The organism is Vulcanisaeta sp. JCM 16159 (genome assembly GCF_001316265.1).
Taxonomy (GTDB): domain Archaea; phylum Thermoproteota; class Thermoprotei; order Thermoproteales; family Thermocladiaceae; genus Vulcanisaeta.
In genome coordinates this window covers 69,803-86,931 of the sequence record NZ_BBDN01000008.1, presented here as the reverse complement: position 1 = coordinate 86,931, position 17,129 = coordinate 69,803, and the positions used below count along the sequence as shown (strand labels likewise).

General features: G+C 45.6%; 23 protein-coding genes, 1 tRNA gene and 5 pseudogenes. 15 read left to right on the top strand and 14 right to left on the bottom strand.

Annotation, left to right across the window (positions count from 1 at the left end; all coding sequences use genetic code 11):
* Positions 1 to 12 precede the first annotated feature (12 nt).
* From JCM16159_RS08860 to JCM16159_RS08845, 5 genes are all read right to left on the bottom strand, one after another.
* The gene (locus JCM16159_RS08860) at positions 13 to 264 is read right to left on the bottom strand and encodes a hypothetical protein (RefSeq protein WP_243666463.1); all 252 of its coding nucleotides are present in this window, start codon (positions 262 to 264) and stop codon (positions 13 to 15) included.
* Between the two features lie 146 nt (positions 265 to 410).
* Positions 411 to 584, bottom strand: coding sequence for a hypothetical protein (locus JCM16159_RS16535; RefSeq protein ID WP_243666462.1), 174 nt, complete (start codon positions 582 to 584; stop codon positions 411 to 413).
* A gap of 277 nt (positions 585 to 861) precedes the next feature.
* Positions 862 to 1,338, bottom strand: a complete 477-nt coding sequence (locus JCM16159_RS08855) for a hypothetical protein (RefSeq protein ID WP_054857579.1) — start codon at positions 1,336 to 1,338, stop codon at positions 862 to 864.
* Positions 1,339 to 1,499: 161 nt separating this feature from the next.
* Positions 1,500 to 1,775, bottom strand: coding sequence for a hypothetical protein (locus JCM16159_RS08850; protein WP_054857578.1), 276 nt, complete (start codon positions 1,773 to 1,775; stop codon positions 1,500 to 1,502).
* A 34-nt stretch (positions 1,776 to 1,809) separates the two neighbouring features.
* A complete protein-coding gene (locus JCM16159_RS08845) occupies positions 1,810 to 2,112 on the bottom strand; it encodes a hypothetical protein (protein ID WP_243666461.1) in 303 nt (100 codons plus the stop codon).
* A 134-nt stretch (positions 2,113 to 2,246) separates the two neighbouring features.
* Here JCM16159_RS08845 and JCM16159_RS08840 point away from each other — a divergent pair.
* Positions 2,247 to 2,722, top strand: a pseudogene (locus JCM16159_RS08840) (PaREP1 family protein).
* Between the two features lie 20 nt (positions 2,723 to 2,742).
* Here JCM16159_RS08840 and JCM16159_RS08835 read toward each other — a convergent pair.
* A tRNA-Ala gene (locus tag JCM16159_RS08835) sits at positions 2,743 to 2,819 on the bottom strand.
* 25 nt (positions 2,820 to 2,844) lie between these two features.
* Positions 2,845 to 3,567 carry a GNAT family N-acetyltransferase gene (locus JCM16159_RS08830; protein ID WP_054857620.1) on the bottom strand — a complete coding sequence of 241 codons (723 nt, stop codon included), beginning with the start codon at positions 3,565 to 3,567 and terminating at the stop codon, positions 2,845 to 2,847.
* Positions 3,568 to 3,722: 155 nt separating this feature from the next.
* Here JCM16159_RS08830 and JCM16159_RS08825 point away from each other — a divergent pair.
* Positions 3,723 to 4,768 (top strand): annotated as a pseudogene (locus tag JCM16159_RS08825) (Clp1/GlmU family protein).
* On the opposite strand, the gene JCM16159_RS16530 reads toward JCM16159_RS08825, so the two are convergent.
* Positions 4,765 to 5,196 (bottom strand): MOFRL family protein, encoded by a 432-nt coding sequence (locus JCM16159_RS16530; protein WP_243666495.1) that lies wholly within the window; start codon positions 5,194 to 5,196, stop codon positions 4,765 to 4,767. The pseudogene JCM16159_RS08825 and the gene JCM16159_RS16530 overlap by 4 nt on opposite strands.
* 207 nt (positions 5,197 to 5,403) lie before the next feature.
* A pseudogene (locus tag JCM16159_RS16525) lies at positions 5,404 to 5,897 on the bottom strand (DUF4147 domain-containing protein); the annotation flags it as partial.
* Positions 5,898 to 6,129: 232 nt separating this feature from the next.
* On the opposite strand from JCM16159_RS16525, the gene JCM16159_RS19175 reads away from it, so the two are divergent.
* The 8 genes from JCM16159_RS19175 to JCM16159_RS08800 all read left to right on the top strand — a co-directional run bounded on the left by JCM16159_RS19175 (position 6,130) and on the right by JCM16159_RS08800 (position 9,486).
* On the top strand, positions 6,130 to 6,357 hold the full coding sequence (locus JCM16159_RS19175; RefSeq protein ID WP_367834416.1) for a hypothetical protein: 228 nt from the start codon (positions 6,130 to 6,132) through the stop codon (positions 6,355 to 6,357).
* A complete protein-coding gene (locus tag JCM16159_RS19170; protein WP_367834415.1) occupies positions 6,336 to 6,461 on the top strand; it encodes a hypothetical protein in 126 nt (41 codons plus the stop codon). Before JCM16159_RS19175 ends, JCM16159_RS19170 begins: the two co-directional genes overlap by 22 nt.
* 50 nt (positions 6,462 to 6,511) lie before the next feature.
* A complete protein-coding gene (locus JCM16159_RS19165) occupies positions 6,512 to 6,748 on the top strand; it encodes a hypothetical protein (RefSeq protein WP_367834414.1) in 237 nt (78 codons plus the stop codon).
* A gap of 139 nt (positions 6,749 to 6,887) precedes the next feature.
* Entirely contained in the window at positions 6,888 to 8,168 is a 1,281-nt protein-coding gene (locus JCM16159_RS08810) for an APC family permease (RefSeq protein ID WP_243666460.1), read from the top strand.
* The gene (locus JCM16159_RS16520; protein WP_243666459.1) at positions 8,132 to 8,512 is read left to right on the top strand and encodes an LptF/LptG family permease; all 381 of its coding nucleotides are present in this window, start codon (positions 8,132 to 8,134) and stop codon (positions 8,510 to 8,512) included. Before JCM16159_RS08810 ends, JCM16159_RS16520 begins: the two co-directional genes overlap by 37 nt.
* Positions 8,479 to 8,616 (top strand): hypothetical protein, encoded by a 138-nt coding sequence (locus JCM16159_RS16515; RefSeq protein ID WP_243666458.1) that lies wholly within the window; start codon positions 8,479 to 8,481, stop codon positions 8,614 to 8,616. Before JCM16159_RS16520 ends, JCM16159_RS16515 begins: the two co-directional genes overlap by 34 nt.
* 64 nt (positions 8,617 to 8,680) lie before the next feature.
* Positions 8,681 to 8,890 (top strand): hypothetical protein, encoded by a 210-nt coding sequence (locus JCM16159_RS08805; protein ID WP_054857576.1) that lies wholly within the window; start codon positions 8,681 to 8,683, stop codon positions 8,888 to 8,890.
* 2 nt (positions 8,891 to 8,892) lie between these two features.
* Positions 8,893 to 9,486 carry a SagB/ThcOx family dehydrogenase gene (locus JCM16159_RS08800; protein WP_054857575.1) on the top strand — a complete coding sequence of 198 codons (594 nt, stop codon included), beginning with the start codon at positions 8,893 to 8,895 and terminating at the stop codon, positions 9,484 to 9,486.
* A gap of 24 nt (positions 9,487 to 9,510) precedes the next feature.
* On the opposite strand, the gene JCM16159_RS08795 is transcribed toward JCM16159_RS08800, so the two are convergent.
* On the bottom strand, positions 9,511 to 9,960 hold the full coding sequence (locus JCM16159_RS08795) for a DUF2258 domain-containing protein (protein WP_054857574.1): 450 nt from the start codon (positions 9,958 to 9,960) through the stop codon (positions 9,511 to 9,513).
* Positions 9,961 to 10,076: 116 nt separating this feature from the next.
* Here JCM16159_RS08795 and JCM16159_RS08790 point away from each other — a divergent pair, with 116 nt between their 5' ends.
* Together JCM16159_RS08790 and JCM16159_RS08785 are read left to right on the top strand one after the other, a co-directional pair.
* Entirely contained in the window at positions 10,077 to 10,349 is a 273-nt protein-coding gene (locus JCM16159_RS08790) for a DUF211 domain-containing protein (RefSeq protein ID WP_243666457.1), read from the top strand.
* Positions 10,350 to 10,351: 2 nt separating this feature from the next.
* Complete coding sequence (locus JCM16159_RS08785) at positions 10,352 to 10,828, top strand: hypothetical protein (protein WP_054857573.1); 477 nt, start codon at positions 10,352 to 10,354, stop codon at positions 10,826 to 10,828.
* A gap of 30 nt (positions 10,829 to 10,858) precedes the next feature.
* Here the strand turns inward: JCM16159_RS08785 and JCM16159_RS08780 are convergent, their stop codons facing one another.
* Together JCM16159_RS08780 and JCM16159_RS08775 are read right to left on the bottom strand one after the other, a co-directional pair.
* A complete protein-coding gene (locus JCM16159_RS08780; RefSeq protein WP_054857572.1) occupies positions 10,859 to 11,278 on the bottom strand; it encodes a Trm112 family protein in 420 nt (139 codons plus the stop codon).
* 57 nt (positions 11,279 to 11,335) lie between these two features.
* Positions 11,336 to 13,095: pseudogene (locus JCM16159_RS08775) on the bottom strand (succinate dehydrogenase/fumarate reductase flavoprotein subunit).
* A gap of 103 nt (positions 13,096 to 13,198) precedes the next feature.
* On the opposite strand from JCM16159_RS08775, the gene JCM16159_RS08770 reads away from it, so the two are divergent.
* The 3 genes and pseudogenes from JCM16159_RS08770 to JCM16159_RS16500 all read left to right on the top strand — a co-directional run bounded on the left by JCM16159_RS08770 (position 13,199) and on the right by JCM16159_RS16500 (position 16,019).
* Positions 13,199 to 14,194 (top strand): coiled-coil protein, encoded by a 996-nt coding sequence (locus JCM16159_RS08770; protein WP_054857571.1) that lies wholly within the window; start codon positions 13,199 to 13,201, stop codon positions 14,192 to 14,194.
* Between the two features lie 3 nt (positions 14,195 to 14,197).
* Positions 14,198 to 14,922 (top strand): annotated as a pseudogene (locus tag JCM16159_RS16505) (DUF373 family protein).
* Complete coding sequence (locus JCM16159_RS16500; protein ID WP_243666454.1) at positions 14,874 to 16,019, top strand: TRM11 family methyltransferase; 1,146 nt, start codon at positions 14,874 to 14,876, stop codon at positions 16,017 to 16,019. The pseudogene JCM16159_RS16505 and the gene JCM16159_RS16500 overlap by 49 nt, the downstream one beginning before the upstream one ends.
* Here JCM16159_RS16500 and JCM16159_RS08755 read toward each other — a convergent pair.
* Both JCM16159_RS08755 and JCM16159_RS08750 read right to left on the bottom strand, forming a co-directional pair.
* Positions 16,016 to 16,669, bottom strand: a complete 654-nt coding sequence (locus tag JCM16159_RS08755; protein ID WP_054857570.1) for an orotidine 5'-phosphate decarboxylase / HUMPS family protein — start codon at positions 16,667 to 16,669, stop codon at positions 16,016 to 16,018. The genes JCM16159_RS16500 and JCM16159_RS08755 overlap by 4 nt on opposite strands.
* 6 nt (positions 16,670 to 16,675) lie before the next feature.
* Positions 16,676 to 17,116: a hypothetical protein gene (locus JCM16159_RS08750; protein ID WP_243666453.1), complete on the bottom strand. Its 441-nt coding sequence runs from the start codon at positions 17,114 to 17,116 to the stop codon at positions 16,676 to 16,678.
* Between the last annotated feature and the right edge of the window lie 13 nt (positions 17,117 to 17,129).

Genomic DNA, 17,129 nt, shown 5'->3' with positions numbered 1-17,129 from the left:
CCTATGTAAGCGTTACTGGTGAAAGTCAACGGGCACCTTAACCAGCGATGCTATCTTCGAGGCCGTAGTCAAGTTAGCCCGAGCCCTAATAATCTCATTACCACATATGAAGTTAACCATGTAGTATCTGCCGTGCCTAACCATGACGATCCTATCAACCCTCAACTCCCTATGGTATAACTCCGAGAATGAGAGAATGATCGCAATGACTATAATGCTAATTAAGAAGTTAAATGCTATCAAAAGGAGGGATAGGACAATCAATAACACCGTAGTTGAGGTACATAACTTAACTAATACGCTGTATTCATAAACCGTGATACAACGTCCATATATCACTCAGGGAAACACTGCCCACTAGGAATTAACGGGCATTATAATTTTATAAATTTACATAATCATCAGCAGTATTAACCAAGGTACGTTGGCGGACACCCCTGGGCTAATTGACCACCGGCCCAGGTCTCATTGAGCTCAACACCAGGCGTTGGGACCGCATAGGTTTGGCCGTTATAATTCACATAGCTAATGCCGGGAACGACATTATAATAGACGTACTGACCGATCTGGCTTGGTTGGGCCATACATAGTAATATTCGGGGGCTGTTGTTCCGGACTGCTGTAAATTAGTCATCTGGCCCATACTTGAAAGAACATTAATGAGCCACTGAGCCTATGTCGGTAATCCGCCTGTCTCAACTATGGTCTCGACAACCACGCCACCCTCAACGGCGGAGGCTAACGTAGATATGACTTCAAGTATTGGTACATTAAATACATTGGCTATGTATTCCGCCTCTAATGGAACATTAACTTCTAAAGTACCGTTGGGGAAGTAGAAGTCGTAATTACCTTGATTATTTATCGTACACCCTGAATATACAGGCGTTGGTAGCTCAAGCCGTAGTAACTTAGGAACTGAAATATGGCTGATACTGGGCCGTTACCGGTATCAAGACCTGTTACGGCTTGTCCCTGCATATTAAGCCCTATGACATAATAGAAATACTGATTCGTAGGTGCATATTCAAGGCATTCTGCGGCAGTTGCATCATAGTCAACGCAATACCAGTATTGGTATTGGGCCATACCATAAGCGCCAGGCGCGCCTATATAGTAAATGCCAGGTCCCTTAATATTGACTCCAAACTCGCCAGGAGACGTACCTGGTACATATAAATAAAACGATGATGAGCTATATGTGGAACCAACCGCGTAGGCTATTACCTGCCCACTGCTTGTCTCTAACTCCTCAGCGTATAGGGAGAATGGTTCTGAGGATGATGATTGTATATTAAGTCCCAGATTAACAGTACCTCCACTTAATGCGCTAACCACACTTTGACTCCATGAGACCCATAGCAGTGGTATTGTCCCGTTATAACCCGTGCAGTTTGTCAGAGCTAAAAATCCACTGGCTGTTAATGTAGTGCCGGGTGCGTAATATGGCGCTTGTCCTATGCAGTCGTATAATTGGCCGGGTTGGTCCGTGTTATTCGTTAATACGAGCGTAGGCCCTCTAATTGCCGGCCCAACAGCCTTAGTCGATTCATGGGTATGTTGGGTGGCGCTGATGTGTTTATCTCAACATTGACTGTTATTAAGTAGGACTCATTGCCGATGTATAACGATGCAGGTGCGTACGGTACCGTGAATGCCTTGATGTAGACCCCACGCGGTGTTTGGTACGTAACAAAGACCAGCAATGCCGTGTACAACCCAGGCTGTAGCGAGTGCCAGGTGCTCCTCAACATCCAGGAGACCCACCTACCCACTGCGTAGCAATGCCAGGGGAGTCCATGGGTATGATTACTCTGGAGCCTCGAATAACCCAACGGGGATTATGTGGTAGGGCGTTAGGGCGAATACGGTGACCGAGGCATTACTCAGCGGTGAGCCGCCTACGGATTCAATACTTATTACCACCCTTGAGTAATTAATTCCGTTGGCCCCAACCCTATAGATGGCGTAATCCTCAGTAACACCCTTAACCGGCGAGTAGGTCCAGGACCTATAAAGCGTGGGTTGCTGCCCTAGGCTTACCAGTACGATTACTATTAATGAAAGGGCCAGGGTGAGCATTACGAGTGTTACGACTTTGACCCAAGCCATAACCATCACTCCCATTATTCCCACTAGGATTTTTTTTACTCGGGTGTTCTTAAGAGGTGAATCGAGAGGCCGAGGGATGACCCATTCATACATGATGGAGAATTTATATATTGGGTGGCGATATGATTTATTTGATGATTAGCGTTGAGGAGTTGATTAGGAAATTGATGGATAAGGGAGTCGATGTTACTGAGTTACTGCTTGATGCTTTAAGCATGAGGGATCCTGAGGAAAGTATGAGGGAAAGAATAGCATTGCCGAGAAATACTTGAGTGAGGCCAGGGAATACGTTGGTAAAGGTGATGCTGTTCAAGCCAGTGAGAAGCTCTACAAGGCTGCTGAGGAGTGCGTTAAGGCGTTGGCCGAGAAGTATAGAACGCCCGAGTACCAGGAGTTCATGAGGGAGGGTAGGTGGCACACGTACCTACTCGGCATGGCCAGTAAGACCCTGGCGAAAGAACTCGGTTATTGGGTACTTGATGGCTGGAACGCCGCATACGACCTACACGTATGGGGATTCCATGAGAGAAAGTACACGATTGAGTACGTGAAGGTGAGTATGACGAAGATAGAGGAGATGGTTAGGGAGGCTAGGAAGGTTATCTCGTAAGGACCGAGGATGTGATGGCGTGGTGGACCGGCCGGGATTTGAACCCGGGATCTCCCGCGTGCAAGGCGGGCATCCTTCCAGGCTAGACTACCGGCCCAAGGAAAAGCCGAGAACCAAGAAATTTAAGCTTTTGCCTGTGCTTGGCTTAGTTCTTTCTCGTAGACTATGAACCTGCCGTAGTAATTCTCGAAATCGCCATTCTCCGTAGCTAATACCTCGGTTTTGGTGGGCGTTGTTGGTGGCCCCACGGAGAATTCACCAAGGCCTATACCCCTGCCAATGTACACTTCGTCTATCATAGTCATTACGAAATCCTCGGTGGCTCTCGTACACATCCAATGCCTCTTTGTCGTGCAGAAATAACCATTGGTTCTCCTTAACGCATTTCTAATTACTTCCCGCATCGCTTCTCCACGGACTGTGCCTACCTGGCTCGGCCTTGCTATGCCCGTGAATAGAGTCATTACTTCGTGGAATCCCAGGGACCTTGCCAGGCGTTGGCTTGGTTCATTCCAGTCAGCGATCATTAACATTGCATACTTGATACCGCTTCTCACGGCCTCGCCGAGTACGTACTCAGTTAATGCCTTACCAATACCCATCCTCCTGTAATTAGGGTGTACTCGAATTCCCTCCAGCCATGCAGTACTCATTTCCCTGATTAATACCATGTTAATCACGCCAACTACCCTATCCTTAATGACCGCCACGTATGCCGTGCCCTCGCTAATCCACTCATTGATTGCCCTAGGTACGTAATCACCCCATTGAAACGTATTCCTCGTGAATTTCACTACTTGCCCCACGTCACTAGGTATTGCCTTTCTTATCGTTAATTCATTCATTACAGCCGTAAATACCGAACTTCTATTTTTACCTTTCCCATTGCCCTCGCAATAAAGCACTTAAACATGTGTATGTGTTGCTTCCCGTGGGCTCATTAACACTGAGTTTTAGTGATGGTACTTTGATCGTGGAGGGCCCTGCCACGGTAACGGTGATGAGCGGGCAATGTGAGGTGCTAGGTTGTCCCGTAAGTGGTTCATTGAATGTCGAGAGATTTAGGGCGCTACCCATATTTGCCAGGGGTTCATGCACGTTATCCGTTAATGGTGGCTCTGTTAGGTATGTTGATGGTAATACGATACCAAGCGATTGGGATGGAATTAACCTCGAGGGTATCGCCTTAATAATCGGTGACATTGATTCTGGTAAGACCACGTTAACAACGTACCTATTGAATAGGCACGTAGCCAAGGGCTTAAGTACGTGCGTCGTGGACGCTGATGTTGGTCAGTCATCAATAGGGCCTCCAGGTGTCATTGGGCTTTCCTGTGTTGGATTACCAACACCGACACTCGAAGATCTGCACATGATGAGCGGGTTCTTTATTGGTTGTAACAGCCCATGCAATGCGTTGGTAGGTTTATCAGTGGGGTTAGTGCAATGGTCAGGGAGGCCTTTAGTAGGACTCCTGGCCTCGTGCTAATCGACATGCCTGGCTGGGTTGGGGATGGAGGTATTGAGTTGATTAGAAACGTGGTTGATGCCGTCGGTGCGGACTACGTCGTGTCCATAGGCATTAACTTACACCTGCGATCAGGCGTTAAGGTGATTAATATCTCTAGGTCAAAGTACGTGAGGCCTAGGACTCCTGACGAGAGGAGATTTCTGAGGAATCAGGCCTTACGTAGGTACTTAAGTGGTGAGTTAATTAGTGTCAATATAGGGTTGGACAAGCTCATTGGAAACTCGGCGATTGAGTGTGTGATTAATAATTGTGGTCATTACGTAATCGATAATGTGGCTGAAGTCACTAGGCATGGTGGCGTGGTTAAGGTGCCTTCTAGGCTATTTAGCAATATATTCATTGGCTTAATGCGTAGGGGCTTCCTGGCAGGTTTTGGCGTGGTTAAGGAATTTAACCTTAAGGAGGGTATAGCCAATGCCCTTGTCACCACTGATTATTTTGAGGAGGCAGTCATGGGTAGGCTACGTGTTGACCCGGAGAAGCTTGAGGAGATTGAACCATTTCCACTACTTTAATAGCCTGAGACGTAGATTGCGGTGACGATGTTTAGGTTACTGCCCGTCCACCCAGTACGTATTATGGTGTTCGTCCTTTCGAATACGACCGCGGTATTATTATTACGTAACTCATTCACTGGGTCAATACCTAACTTAATGGCCTCATCAATTAGGTGACCATCAGTGACACAGCCCGCCGCATCCATGTTTCCGTCAATTCCGTCAGTCGCCATGGAAATCATGGAGACCCCATCAACGCCCCTCACCGACAATGCGAAGCCCATGCACATTTCCGTTGTCCTACCACCTCTACCATTACCCACTACCGTAACTGTCGGCTCACCACCAGATAGGATCAAACCGCGCCGAATTGGGACACCCCTAAACCTGGCCTCTAGGGCTATACTCGCCAAGTACCTACCAACCTCCCTGGCCTCCCCATCCATCCTGGACGTGAGTATTAGGGACTCCATACCAAGCGACTTGGCATAATTCGCTAAGTCCGTGAGCACGTCCATATTACTCGCAATAACGTAATTCCACGTATTAACCAACTCCTTAGGCGTCTCCTCAACCATGCCCTTCAAACCCTGCTCAAGAACCTCCCTAACGGTACTGGGTACTTTATCCCAAAGACCCCTATTCCTCAGTATGGTTATGGCGTCCCTATACGTGGTTGGGTCAGGGACGGTTGGTCCGCTGGCGACTGTTGCCGGGTCATCACCAGGTACATCGCTTACTATTAACGTTATTACCCTACCACCCCTCTTAATCACCTCCTTGGCTAGTCTCCCTCCCTTCGTCATTGATAGGTGCTTTCTCACGGTGTTTATCTCATGAATAGTAGCCCCACTCCTCAGTAGTAGGTTATTTACCTCTTTAATGTCTTCAAGGCTCAGACCCTTTATGGGCACTTCGACCAGGCTGAACCACCACCACTTATTAGGAATAGTACATAATCACCACTCCCAACGTTACTTAGCAGGTCAAGTATCTTCAACCCAGCATTAATGCTTGCCTCCGTTGGTAATGGGTGTGTTGATTCGAGAATCCTTATCTTCCGTAGATTACCCGGCGTTCCTCTGGGCACCACGGCGATCCCATCTATTATCCTATCGTAGGCCACATCTTCAATTGCCTTGGCCATCCCTATTGAGCCCTTACCAATGGCTATAACGTAGAAATCATCAACTTCATGCCCCATGATCCTTACCCTACTATTACCAACACTTATGACCTTTGAAGTCCTAAGGTATAAGTCCGAGGATTTGAGGATTAGCCTAGTAAATCACTCAGTAAATCACCACCGAATACGGGAAATACCACATGAATTATTAATGGCAATTGATTTTTAAGGGTTAGGTAGGCACCATAACCGTATGATTGACACCGATGGATTAAGGGCAAGGTTGAGGGAGCTTGAGGAGGTTAAGGATGTGGTTATTGAGACTGGGGTTAAGGTGAATAGGCTTTCTAAGTCCGTAATATACTCATTGATTAGGGATGATATTGAGACAGCACGTAAATACATAAGGGAGATGCAGGATCTCGTTAATAAACTCAGGGAATTAATCGCCAAGTACCAATGTATTATAATAACGCAGTAATCAGCCTCCAGGAGTACGTTGAGGCCATGACAATGTGGTTCTTCATGACTGAGAACAGAATACCAAGCCCGGGCGAGCTAGGTGTCGATGCCGAGCCTACATAAACGGCATTGCCGACTTCACAGGCGAGCTCAGTAGAAAGGCTACCGAGGAGATGATTAGGAATAACCTAGACTTCGCGTTAAAGGCTAAGAGGGTGATGGAGGAGCTTTACCTGGATTTACTCAGTCTAGAGCCCAGGGATTACGAGATGAGGAAGAAGGTTGATTACGTGTCCTCCAACATTAACTGGCTTAATGAAAAGATATTCTACAAGACATTAAATATTAAGGTGGTTCAGGAACAATCATCGAAAAGTTCTAACGTAAATAATTCGCTGAGTAAGACTTAAAAACTTTCTAAATTTTTCGATCTCGTGACCTCTCTTCACCGGAAATATAGGAAATGAACAAAGTTCTACAGTAAATACAAGTGTAAAGCTGAGAAGGGCACTGACGTTTTGGGACCTGCTCTTCCTATCAATATCGGGTATGGTTGGTAGTGGCTGGTTGTTCGCAGCCTTAGCGGGTGCTGCCTATGCTGGCCCGGCATCATTAATATCCTGGCTCCTAGCTGGGGTATTCTTCATATTCATAGGCCTATCATATGCTGAGCTAGGTTCAATATTCCCATTCAGTGGCTCGCTTGTTCGTATTGACCACTACGTACACGGCTCAATCTCTAACTACCTGCTTGGTTGGGCGTACTTAATTGGTTCAGCCACCACGATATCCATGGAGGCCGAGGCAATAATAATGTACACAAATAAGTACTTACCGCTCTTTAGTACCGAGTCCGGCTACTTGACGCCGCTGGGTATTTTGACGGCAGCGGCATTAATAGGTGTTTTTACAGCAATACAGGTAATTGGCGTTAACATATTCGGTAAGGTTAACACGGCAATAACCATTTGGAAGTTCATAATACCCACGGCCACGGTAATACTCCTAATAACCCTATACCTACACCCAGGTAATTTCACGGCATATGGAGGATTCGCACCGCTGGGTTGGGCGGCTGTCTTTACGGCATTAATCCCCAGCGGCATTATCTGGGCCTATGAGGGATTTAGACAGGCCCTTGAGTATGCTGGTGAGGCCAGGAATCCAGGGCGTGACGTACCAATGGCCCTGGTTTTATCGATAATACTCGTGGCAATACTATACATGGCATTGGAGACTGCGTTTGTAGGAGGGATCGACTGGGGCAAGATATACCTGCCTAATAGTAAGGGTCAGTACGTAACTCCAATAAAGCCCGGTGATTGGAGCGACTTAATAAACTCCAATTGGGCAGGCTCACCATTCTACTCAGAGCTATACGCGAGCGGCATCATAGTCCTAGTGCTGTGGGCCACGATACTACTGATTGATGCGTGGATCTCACCCGCGGGCACCATGGGCGTGTACATCGGCACGACAGCAAGGAGTCTCTACGGACTTTCAAGGCAGGGCTATTACCCAAGCATATTCGGTAATTTACATGAAAGATTCCAGACCCCGTGGTTCTCATTCATAATTACTTACTTAATAGCCGTATTATTCCTACTGCCATTCCCAACCTGGTATCAAATAGTCAGTATATCAACAACGGCAACAATAATCAACTACCTGGCTGGTGGCCCAGCATTAGTCATATTAAGGAGGACTGCACCAAATGTTGATAGGCCGTATAAGGCCCCGATGCCATTACTGATTGGGCTGCTGAGCTTCGTAATGTCCTCAATGCTCGTTTATTGGACTGGCTGGCCTTACCTGGCTATATATTTGTGATAACGGCCTTTGGCTTACCATTACTAATCTTAGGTTATAGAAAGGCCATTGGTATGGGCTATGGTGAGGCCGTGGCTTTCTCAGTGATTTTCTGGACTGCGTTAATTATGGTGATTTATTACGGATTCGTGGTCAACGCACTACCGTTTTACGGGTATTGGTCTGCGTTCGCATTAATATTGATTGGGGGTGTTACGTATCTATACTATAGGTCGAGGGATGATTACGTTAGTAAGGAGGTTAAGGCGAGTATCTGGTTCATTGGCTACATGATTGTGTTTGGTGTTCTATCTACATGGGCTCGCTGGGAATGGGCTACATTCAATATCCATGGGACTACCTAATTGCGTTGGCCGTATCAATGGTATTCTTCATAGTATCGGTGAGACAGGGATTTGAAACCAAGGAAATAAGGCAGGTTAAGGAGGGTAACTTACCTATTGAGTAGTCATGCGGTAACGCAACGCTTAGGGTTTAAATCAAAACAATGAATACCTATTGTTGAATTCCTTATGTGCGAGGATGAGGCGTTAAGGGATGTAATACCCAGTGAGGCTTTGTTTATGTTTAGGAAACCCATAGGTAAGGACGTTAGCGCTGCTTGCGACTTCCTAATGAGGCATTATAGAGATGAGTACTGGCCTAGGAGAGCTGGCGTAATGCCCCCATTGAGGAGGGTAAGGAGTAGCCATGTGATTAAGTTACCAAGCCCCAAGGCATAACGATGGCTGTAAGCAACGCAGTTACCATAAGAAGAAGTGCGGAGGATTTCATCGATGAGCCGATAAGCATTGATGACTTAGCAACAATACTGTTCTTAGGGCTGGGTATTACGGGCTGGACCCAGGCCTATGGGCTTGATAAGTACCCACTTCGTGCATACCCATCCGCGGGCGCCTTACAGCCCATTGAGGCTTACCCAGTGATTAATAACGTGACGGGGCTAAGGGAAGGGCTTTATCACTATGACCCATTCAACCACGCATTAGAAATCATTAAGTTGGGTAGGTTTAATTCATTAATGGTTGACCTAGCCCTTGGACAGGACCACGTTAGTAGGGCGTCAGCGGTTGTCATACTCACGGCATTCTACTCACGAACACGCTGGAAATATTGGAAGAGGGCTTTGAGATACGTCCTTATTGACGCTGGCGCTGTCATGGAGAATATGTATATTGCGGCCACTGGGTTGGAGCTTGGTGTTAGGGCCGTGGGTGCCTTTTATGATGAGGAGTTGTGCGGATTCCTTGGTATTGACTGTATTGAGGAGTTTCCCGTACTTCTAATGCTTATTGGTAAGGAGGCACGTGGTTTTTAATCAAGGGGGTGAATTATTCAATGCTCATATCGAGCCTATTATGCTCCTTATCTTCTCAATCTTCCTTTCCAACTCACCGCATTTCTCATTAACGATCTTACTCACTTCATCTTCCGTGTATAATCTTTCAATCCTTAAATTAGAGAAATTAAGCCTATTTGCCTTTTGATCGTATGAAACCACGACGCTTATCCTCACGAGAGCCAGCTTATCGATGTTCCTCTTAATCATCTCGTCATACACGGTCTTATTCAACTCCGCTATGTCCCTAAGTATAACGTCCTCGGGAATAATCTTCGAAAAAGCCGCGAATGCAGCGCGCCTTAGCTTATCCGCGAACCTAGCCGCTATTATGATGCCTGTCCTTAACTCAACGGTTAATGGTCCATGGAATATGAATCCACTGTATAGTTTTTCATATTCTGCGGCTCGTTCCTTATCTCGTTCTACGTCCTCACTTGGTTTCCAAGACATATTACACTATTTAATTGGGCTTCATTTAAAACTTATTTTCCAATGCTGGGTTAAATACTTAAGTAGGGGATAAGCTCTATTTATTTTGATCTGAATTGGGCGGGTTACGTAGAGTTGTGCTTGATGTTGATATACCAAGTAGTGTCTCTACCGTGGAACTCGCAGATAGGTTGGGCAGGGTTAGTGGTGTTAAGGCTGTTAATGTCACCGTGACTGACACAGACGTCGAAGTTCTCGGCCTAGTTATCGTTATTGAGGGTGATAACATAAATTATGACGATGTTAAGAGGGTTATTGAGGACTTGGGCGGTGCAATTAGGAGTATTGACCAGGTGATTGTTGGCGAGTACATACTTGAACTTAATCCTCAGTTACTTAAGGAGAGGTGAGTATGGTAAGTATTGACGGTAGGTACCTGGTGCTCGGTTTCCTGGATAGTGTCTTGACGACGCTCGTGTTAGGCGAGACCACGCGAAGTACTGTTAAATTAGTGATTATAGTTACGACGATAAATCTAGTAACGGCGTTCATGGCTGAGTATATCGAGGAAAGGAGCTCATTAAGCCATATCGAGAGAACGCTATTGATGAGGAGGGGTTCATTATTGAGGACTAGCCTACATAGGAGGGCCATATACGATGCATTAATTAAGGGCTTGGTATTTGGCGCCGTGTCGCTGCTGGGCGCCTCAGTTACGAATTATACGATGTACCTGGTTAGGGTGTTTTGGATACCCGTGATTCCGGTGATCATTCTTGGGGTTTTTGGTACATTAATGAGTAGGTACTTTAGGGGTAATGCCGTACTGTGGCTTACCCTCTATGTAATACTTGGTATTGTAATGTCGTTTATAGGGACCATTGTTTAATAATGGGCGGTAATTCAATGATAATAATATTCATGATGACAAGTTAGTTGGTTTGCCCTCCTTCAATATCTTATTTCCAAGCTCAGGATTCACCTTAACCAGTTGATCCTTAACCCTGTCCAGGAATGCCTTATCCTCCTCCTTATTCCTGAGTTCGTCAGGTAGTAATATCGGTATTTCATCCTTTATTGGGTACCAGCGACCGCACTTGGGGCAGTACAATATGCCCTCGACGACCTCCCTCTTGATGCATTCATCGCAGGGCAGCTCCTGCGGGTTTGGGTAATTCTTTATGAAGACATTCTTAAGGGCGCAATACTCCTCACAAAACGGTCTCTTATTCCACTCATACTTTCGTTCAGGGTACTCCTTCTCCCTGAGCACTATTAATGTTAGTGGGAATGTCTTGTCGTATGGGCATGCCAATACATCCATTAACCTGTACTTCACGAGAAAGCCCTGTTAATACCCTTTAATTACTTTTACCTTTAGTGAATTTTGAGCGCCTCAGTACTTCCTCTCCTCGGGTTTCCATCTAGTTATGCGGACGGGCACGTAACTAAGCCTTGGACCATCAGTCGTGTAGAAGTACAGGGTATGCTTCAACCAATTGGCATCGTCCCTCTTCGGATAATCAAGCCTGTAGTGGGCACCTCTTGACTCAGTCCTCGTTAATGCACCAACTATTATTAGCTCAGCCTGCTCAAGTAGGAAGTCAAGCTCAAGCACATCCCTAAGATTCGTGTTATAGTACCTGCCCTTATCCTCAATCCTAACATTTGGGAACCTCTCCCTCAATCTCTTTATTGTTGAATAGGCCTCCTCAAGCCCGCTCTTATCCCTGAATACGTATACGTAGGTGTCCATTGTCCTATTCATCTCCTCCCTAATGGCATATGGGTTCTCGGCACCAACCTCCTTATGCAGTAACTTATTGAATATCCTACTCTCCTCATTGGCTACCTTCGTCGCTATGTCACCGCCATAATCAAGCATTGAGTCAGGGGCGGACATTGCATACCTAGCCGCGGCAGCGCCTGTTAACCTACCCCATACGAGGCACTCACTCAATGAGTTGCTACCTAGTCTGTTGGCTCCGTGAACACTGACGTTAGCGGCTTCACCAGCAGCCCACAGGTTTGGTACCTTGGTTTTGTCCTCATCAAGCATTACTTGGCCATATAAATCAACGTGTACGCCGCCCATCATGTAATGCATCGCTGGTCTGACGGGTATTGGCTCATCGACTGGGTCAATACCCAGCGTCTTAATCACTATCTCCCTAATCATAGGCAATCTCTTGTTTATTTTCTCCTCACCAAGGTGCCTCAAGTCCAGTAATACGTAACAGAGCCCAGACTCCTCATCCACAAAGCCCCTACCCTGTAGGCACTCAGTAACTATTGACCTGCTAACTATATCCCTGGGTGCGAGCTCCATTCTACTTGGCGCGTAGTTCTTCATGAATCTCTCACCCTCCTTGTTAATTAGGTAGCCGCCCTCACCCCTGGCGCCTTCCGTTATTAAAATGCCATTAGGTACTAGGCTGTTGGGTGGAATTGTGGAAACTCCATGTCCTTAAGCGGTATACCTGCTCTATAGGCCAGTGAGTAGCCATCGCCTGTTGATGACCAAGCCATCGTCGTGAACTTGTAAACCCTGCCATTACCACCAGTTGCGATTATACCTGCCTTGGCGAGAATTACCTTGAACTCTCCAGTCCTTAGGTCTATGGCGGTGACACCCTTAAATACTCCGTGATCCATTAGTAATGACGTGACAAAGTGTTCATGGAGCATTTCTACATTATCAAACCTAAGCACGTTGTCGTATAGCGTACTCATCAGGAAGAAACCACTCTTATCCTGGGCAAACGTGGTTCTAGGGATGGACATGCCACCAAATGGCCTTTGAAGAATCCTGCCCTTCTCGTCCCTAGACCAAGGAACGCCTAGGTGATCCATGAATATGATCTCTTTCGGAGCCTCCTGAACTAGTAATTCAACTGCATCCTGGTCGGCCAGGAAGTCGCTGCCCTTGACAGTATCGTACGCGTGCAAATCAAGGCTATCACCTGTCTCCTTTGGATAAAGGACTGCGCTTGCACCGCCCTCGGCACTAACAGAGTGACTTCTCATGGCATGGACCTTTGATAAGACTGCGATCCTTATTTTGCCCTGGGAAACCCTGGCTGCTTCAAATGCAGCCCTTAAACCAGCCAAGCCGGAACCTATTATCACTAAATCGTACTTAAGTACCTCAACCATACTCTAGTTCGTTTTACATAGGTGATTTATATTTTCTTCCCCTATTGAGGTTACTGACTTGGGATAAGCATTATTAATACCCTCCCCAGTATGGCTTGCTTGAATGTCGTTTTTAAATGAAGAGGAGTTGGAGAGTAAGATTAAGGAGTTGAACAATGAGATCCTTAGGATTAGGAGCGAGGTTGAGAACAAGGAGAGAGAGAGGGAGAGCCTTCGTAGCGAGTTAAATAAGGTTAGGGAGGAGTTAAGTAGTGTGATTGGTCAGCTCAATAGTAAGAGGGCCGAGTTAAAGAACGTTAAGGATGAAATGGCTAGGTTGAGGAAGAGTAGGGACGATATAGTGAGTACATTAAAGCAGCTTAAGGAAAGGAGGCTTGAGCTATTCCAGAAAATTAAGGAGTTAGTAGGTAGGGTAAAGAAATACAGGGAGTTATTGAAGATCATAAATGACCTAGTTGGTGGTAAGCCTGTTGATAAGGAGAAATTGAAAGAATTAATAGATAAGCTTGAGTTTGAGCATGAGATCTCGCCCACAGACCCCGAAAAGGAGTGGGAGTTCTTTAGGACTATACAGCAGTTAGAGAAGGAGTTGAATGCGGCTGAAATCCTCTCGAGAATTAGGGAATACATAAGCCGTGATTCTCAGGAAATTGAGAAGATGCGTAAGGAAAGGATGGAACTAGGCCAGCAAATGAGAAATCTCTATAGTAATGTCCTTGCTAATATCAAGACTCAGATACAAGAACTTAAGAAAAGGAGGGAGTCCATTGTTAATGAATTAATTCAATTAAAGGGCAAGAGGGATTCACTTAAAGCTCGGCGGGATGAGTTGAAGAGGGCTATATTAAGTAAGTCGGCTGAGATTAAGGAGTTGAGGACTCGTTTAAGGGAATTAAACGATGAATTAAACAAGTACCAGCTATTGCTGGCCGCCGCGCGTAAATCAAAGAACCTGGCCATGAAGAAACAAGAGGAGATGAGGATTAAGGAGGAAATGAGAAAGAGAGCCGAGGAGGGACTTCAGAAATTAATGAAGGGCGAGAGAGTATCACTGAATGATTTATTAGGGCTGGGGCTAGAGGAGGATAATGAGAAGTGAGCCATGTCTAAGCTCGTAAGAAGGTTAATAGTGCTATACGTTGATAGGGATAACGACGTAGGCGAGAGACTTGGTGTTCCTACGCCAATAATTGGTAGAAATAACGTGCTTAAGGTGCTACGGAATACATACTCAGGTACCCAGATGACTCCGATGCCAATGCCATGTTCGGCGCTATTCAGCTCTATGACACTTTAATCTCAACGTTTGGACCAGAAAATGTTGAGATAGCAGTAGTTACAGGAACCAGTTCAGAGGATGTTACGGCCGATATGAAGATACTTAATGAAGTTGATAGGATACTCCAGGTGTTTGATGCTGACGGTTTCATAGTGGTCTCTGATGGCCCATCTGACGAGATAGTCGTTCCCCTAATACAATCAAGAAGGCCCGTGGTCTCCGTCAGAAGGATAGTCGTTAAGCAGACAAGGGGTTTTGAGGAATTTGCCGTGTTAGCCAGGTACTATATTGGTAAGTTATTTAGTGAGCCAAGGTATAGAAGGTACGCGCTTGGTGTGCCTGGAGCGCTTCTGCTGATTTATGGAGTCTTTTATAGCGTGTGGCCCTACATACCTTCAATAGTTAGGACTATGATCATAGCAAGCATAACGATATTGCTTGGCGTTTCATTTATAATTTATGGCTTTAACTTTCATGAAATATACTCCGATTCCTTAGAATGTATGAAGCCACATTCTTCATATCCGCTCTCTCTATATTCTTCGTAATAATATACTCATTATCTACCTACTACATGCTGCACCAGACCATACCGCTTTGGGGTCCATTGAATGTATTTGATTTAATGGGACTCGTGATCGGCGCTATATTCACGGTTAATGCAATCGAGGTTTATATAAAATTCAGGGTAAGGCCGTTTGGTAGGATAGCCGCTGATGTGCTCTTAACAATATTCCTGTTACTGGTAGCGAGTGATCTAGCTGGTTATATGCTTGGTAAGGTAGGTACGTATGCCCTACTTACTGATTTGGCGATTTATACCGTGGTAGGGTTAATAACATTGATAACACTAGGCATTCTGAGGAATAAATATGGTAAGGCTAAGGTGGAGGCAAGCCAGGATCTAAAGGCATTGGCATACGGTGAATTAGAGGCACTAAGCGATTTATCCGGCGGCTCTCTTGATCTTATTGATGATACTAAGGATTTAGTAATAGAGTATAGGGGTGATCTTAACTCATTAAGTAGCGTCATTTGTAGGGCATCATTGATCAAACGTATATGGATTATTAATGACGCAGTCGAGAAACCCCTGGTTAAACTTGATAGATCAAGGTATAGAGTTCTAAGAAGAGGTAGAAGAGGTGATGCCGTTATTATTGATTTACGTATCGCAAGACTTCTCGTTAATTTAGCGAGAACTAATGAGAATAAGATCTTCCTCGATCCATTTGTTGGTTCGGGTGTGATAGCGCAGGAGGCCCTTATGATTGGTGCCCATGTAATCGGGATAGATATTGATTTGAGGTACGTGAAATCATTAGTTGGTAATGCGTACGTAGATACTGTGAACTCGGATTCCTTATTAAGTCCCATTAAGGATGAATCAATACATGCTATAGCCACCGACCCACCATATAATAAGTTATCAATAAGTGAGGTAGACCTTGACTCGCTATATAGAAAATTTGCCGAGGAAGCCTTTAGGATTTTAAGAAGTGGCGGTTATGTGGCTTTTTCACACCCCACTTATGTTGATTCCCTTGATTGGTTTCTAAGCACTGGCCTTGAATTAGTAATCAACGGTTTGCAGTATGTCCATGGTGGATTAACACGGCTGATATACGTCTTTAGGAAGCCCTAATCAATACCGAGTGATTTCCTTAAGTTCTTAGCTGCGGCAATGGGATCGGGGGCTTGCGTTATGGCCCTCCCAACAATTACCACATCAATGTTGGTATCCCTTATTTTAGGCGCCACCTTCTCATCAATACCACCAGCTATTGCTACGGCTAGACCATAATCACCCTTAATACTCACAGCCTCGCTTAGCAATCCCTCAATGGTTAAGCCCCTACTTCTCTGCACATCGATACCTAGGTGAAGACCCACGTAATCAGGCCTTAACCCCGCATTGAGTAATTCCTTGACCCTAGTAATGGGATCCCTAACACTTATCATATCAACTAATGATTTACCGCCAAGTCTCCTTACCTCATTTATGAACTCACTAATTGTCTCATTAGCCGCGGCGCCCAGGACACTCACTATATTAGCACCTGCATTAATGGCCAGCTCAGCCTCAAGGGCACCAACATCCATAGTCTTTAGGTCGGCCATGATCTCGGCATTAGGACAGGCAACCCTCAACGCACTGATGATGAAAATACCGGCCGTCTTTATTAATGGCGTTCCCGCCTCAACGATATCCACAGCCCCAGCATTGCATAGTCTACGTGCCAGACGAACCGCCAAACTGGGCTCTATAAGGTCTAGCGCAACCTGTAGCTTCAATCAGACTCACCAACTCCTAAATATTATCTTGACCGGAATACCCATCTTTAACTCAACGAGAATAGGCACATCGGCCTTATCGCCAAGCTTATTAATGATTACCTCAAGTACGTCCCTAACTCTGGCGAGCGCCATTAGCCTATCTGCCATGGCCTTTCTACTCTCATCAAGTGCCTCATACTCATCAATTGGCCTTGGGTCGAAGATTATTTTTAACCCAGTAAGCTCTATCGCCGTTGACAATGACAACTGCTGGCCCTTTCCCACTATCTCCTCTATCATTTGCAGTAGTGCCATGTACTTATCAGCCTTAACCTTTAAGTCGCCCATCATGCCCTCGATCTCCTTAATCCTCTTCTCAAGATTACTTATTTGATTATTCACGTAATTAAGTAGTTCCTTGACTCCGTTGAAGGTCATTAATTCGAGATCGGGCGCACTTGACATATTCATGATATAT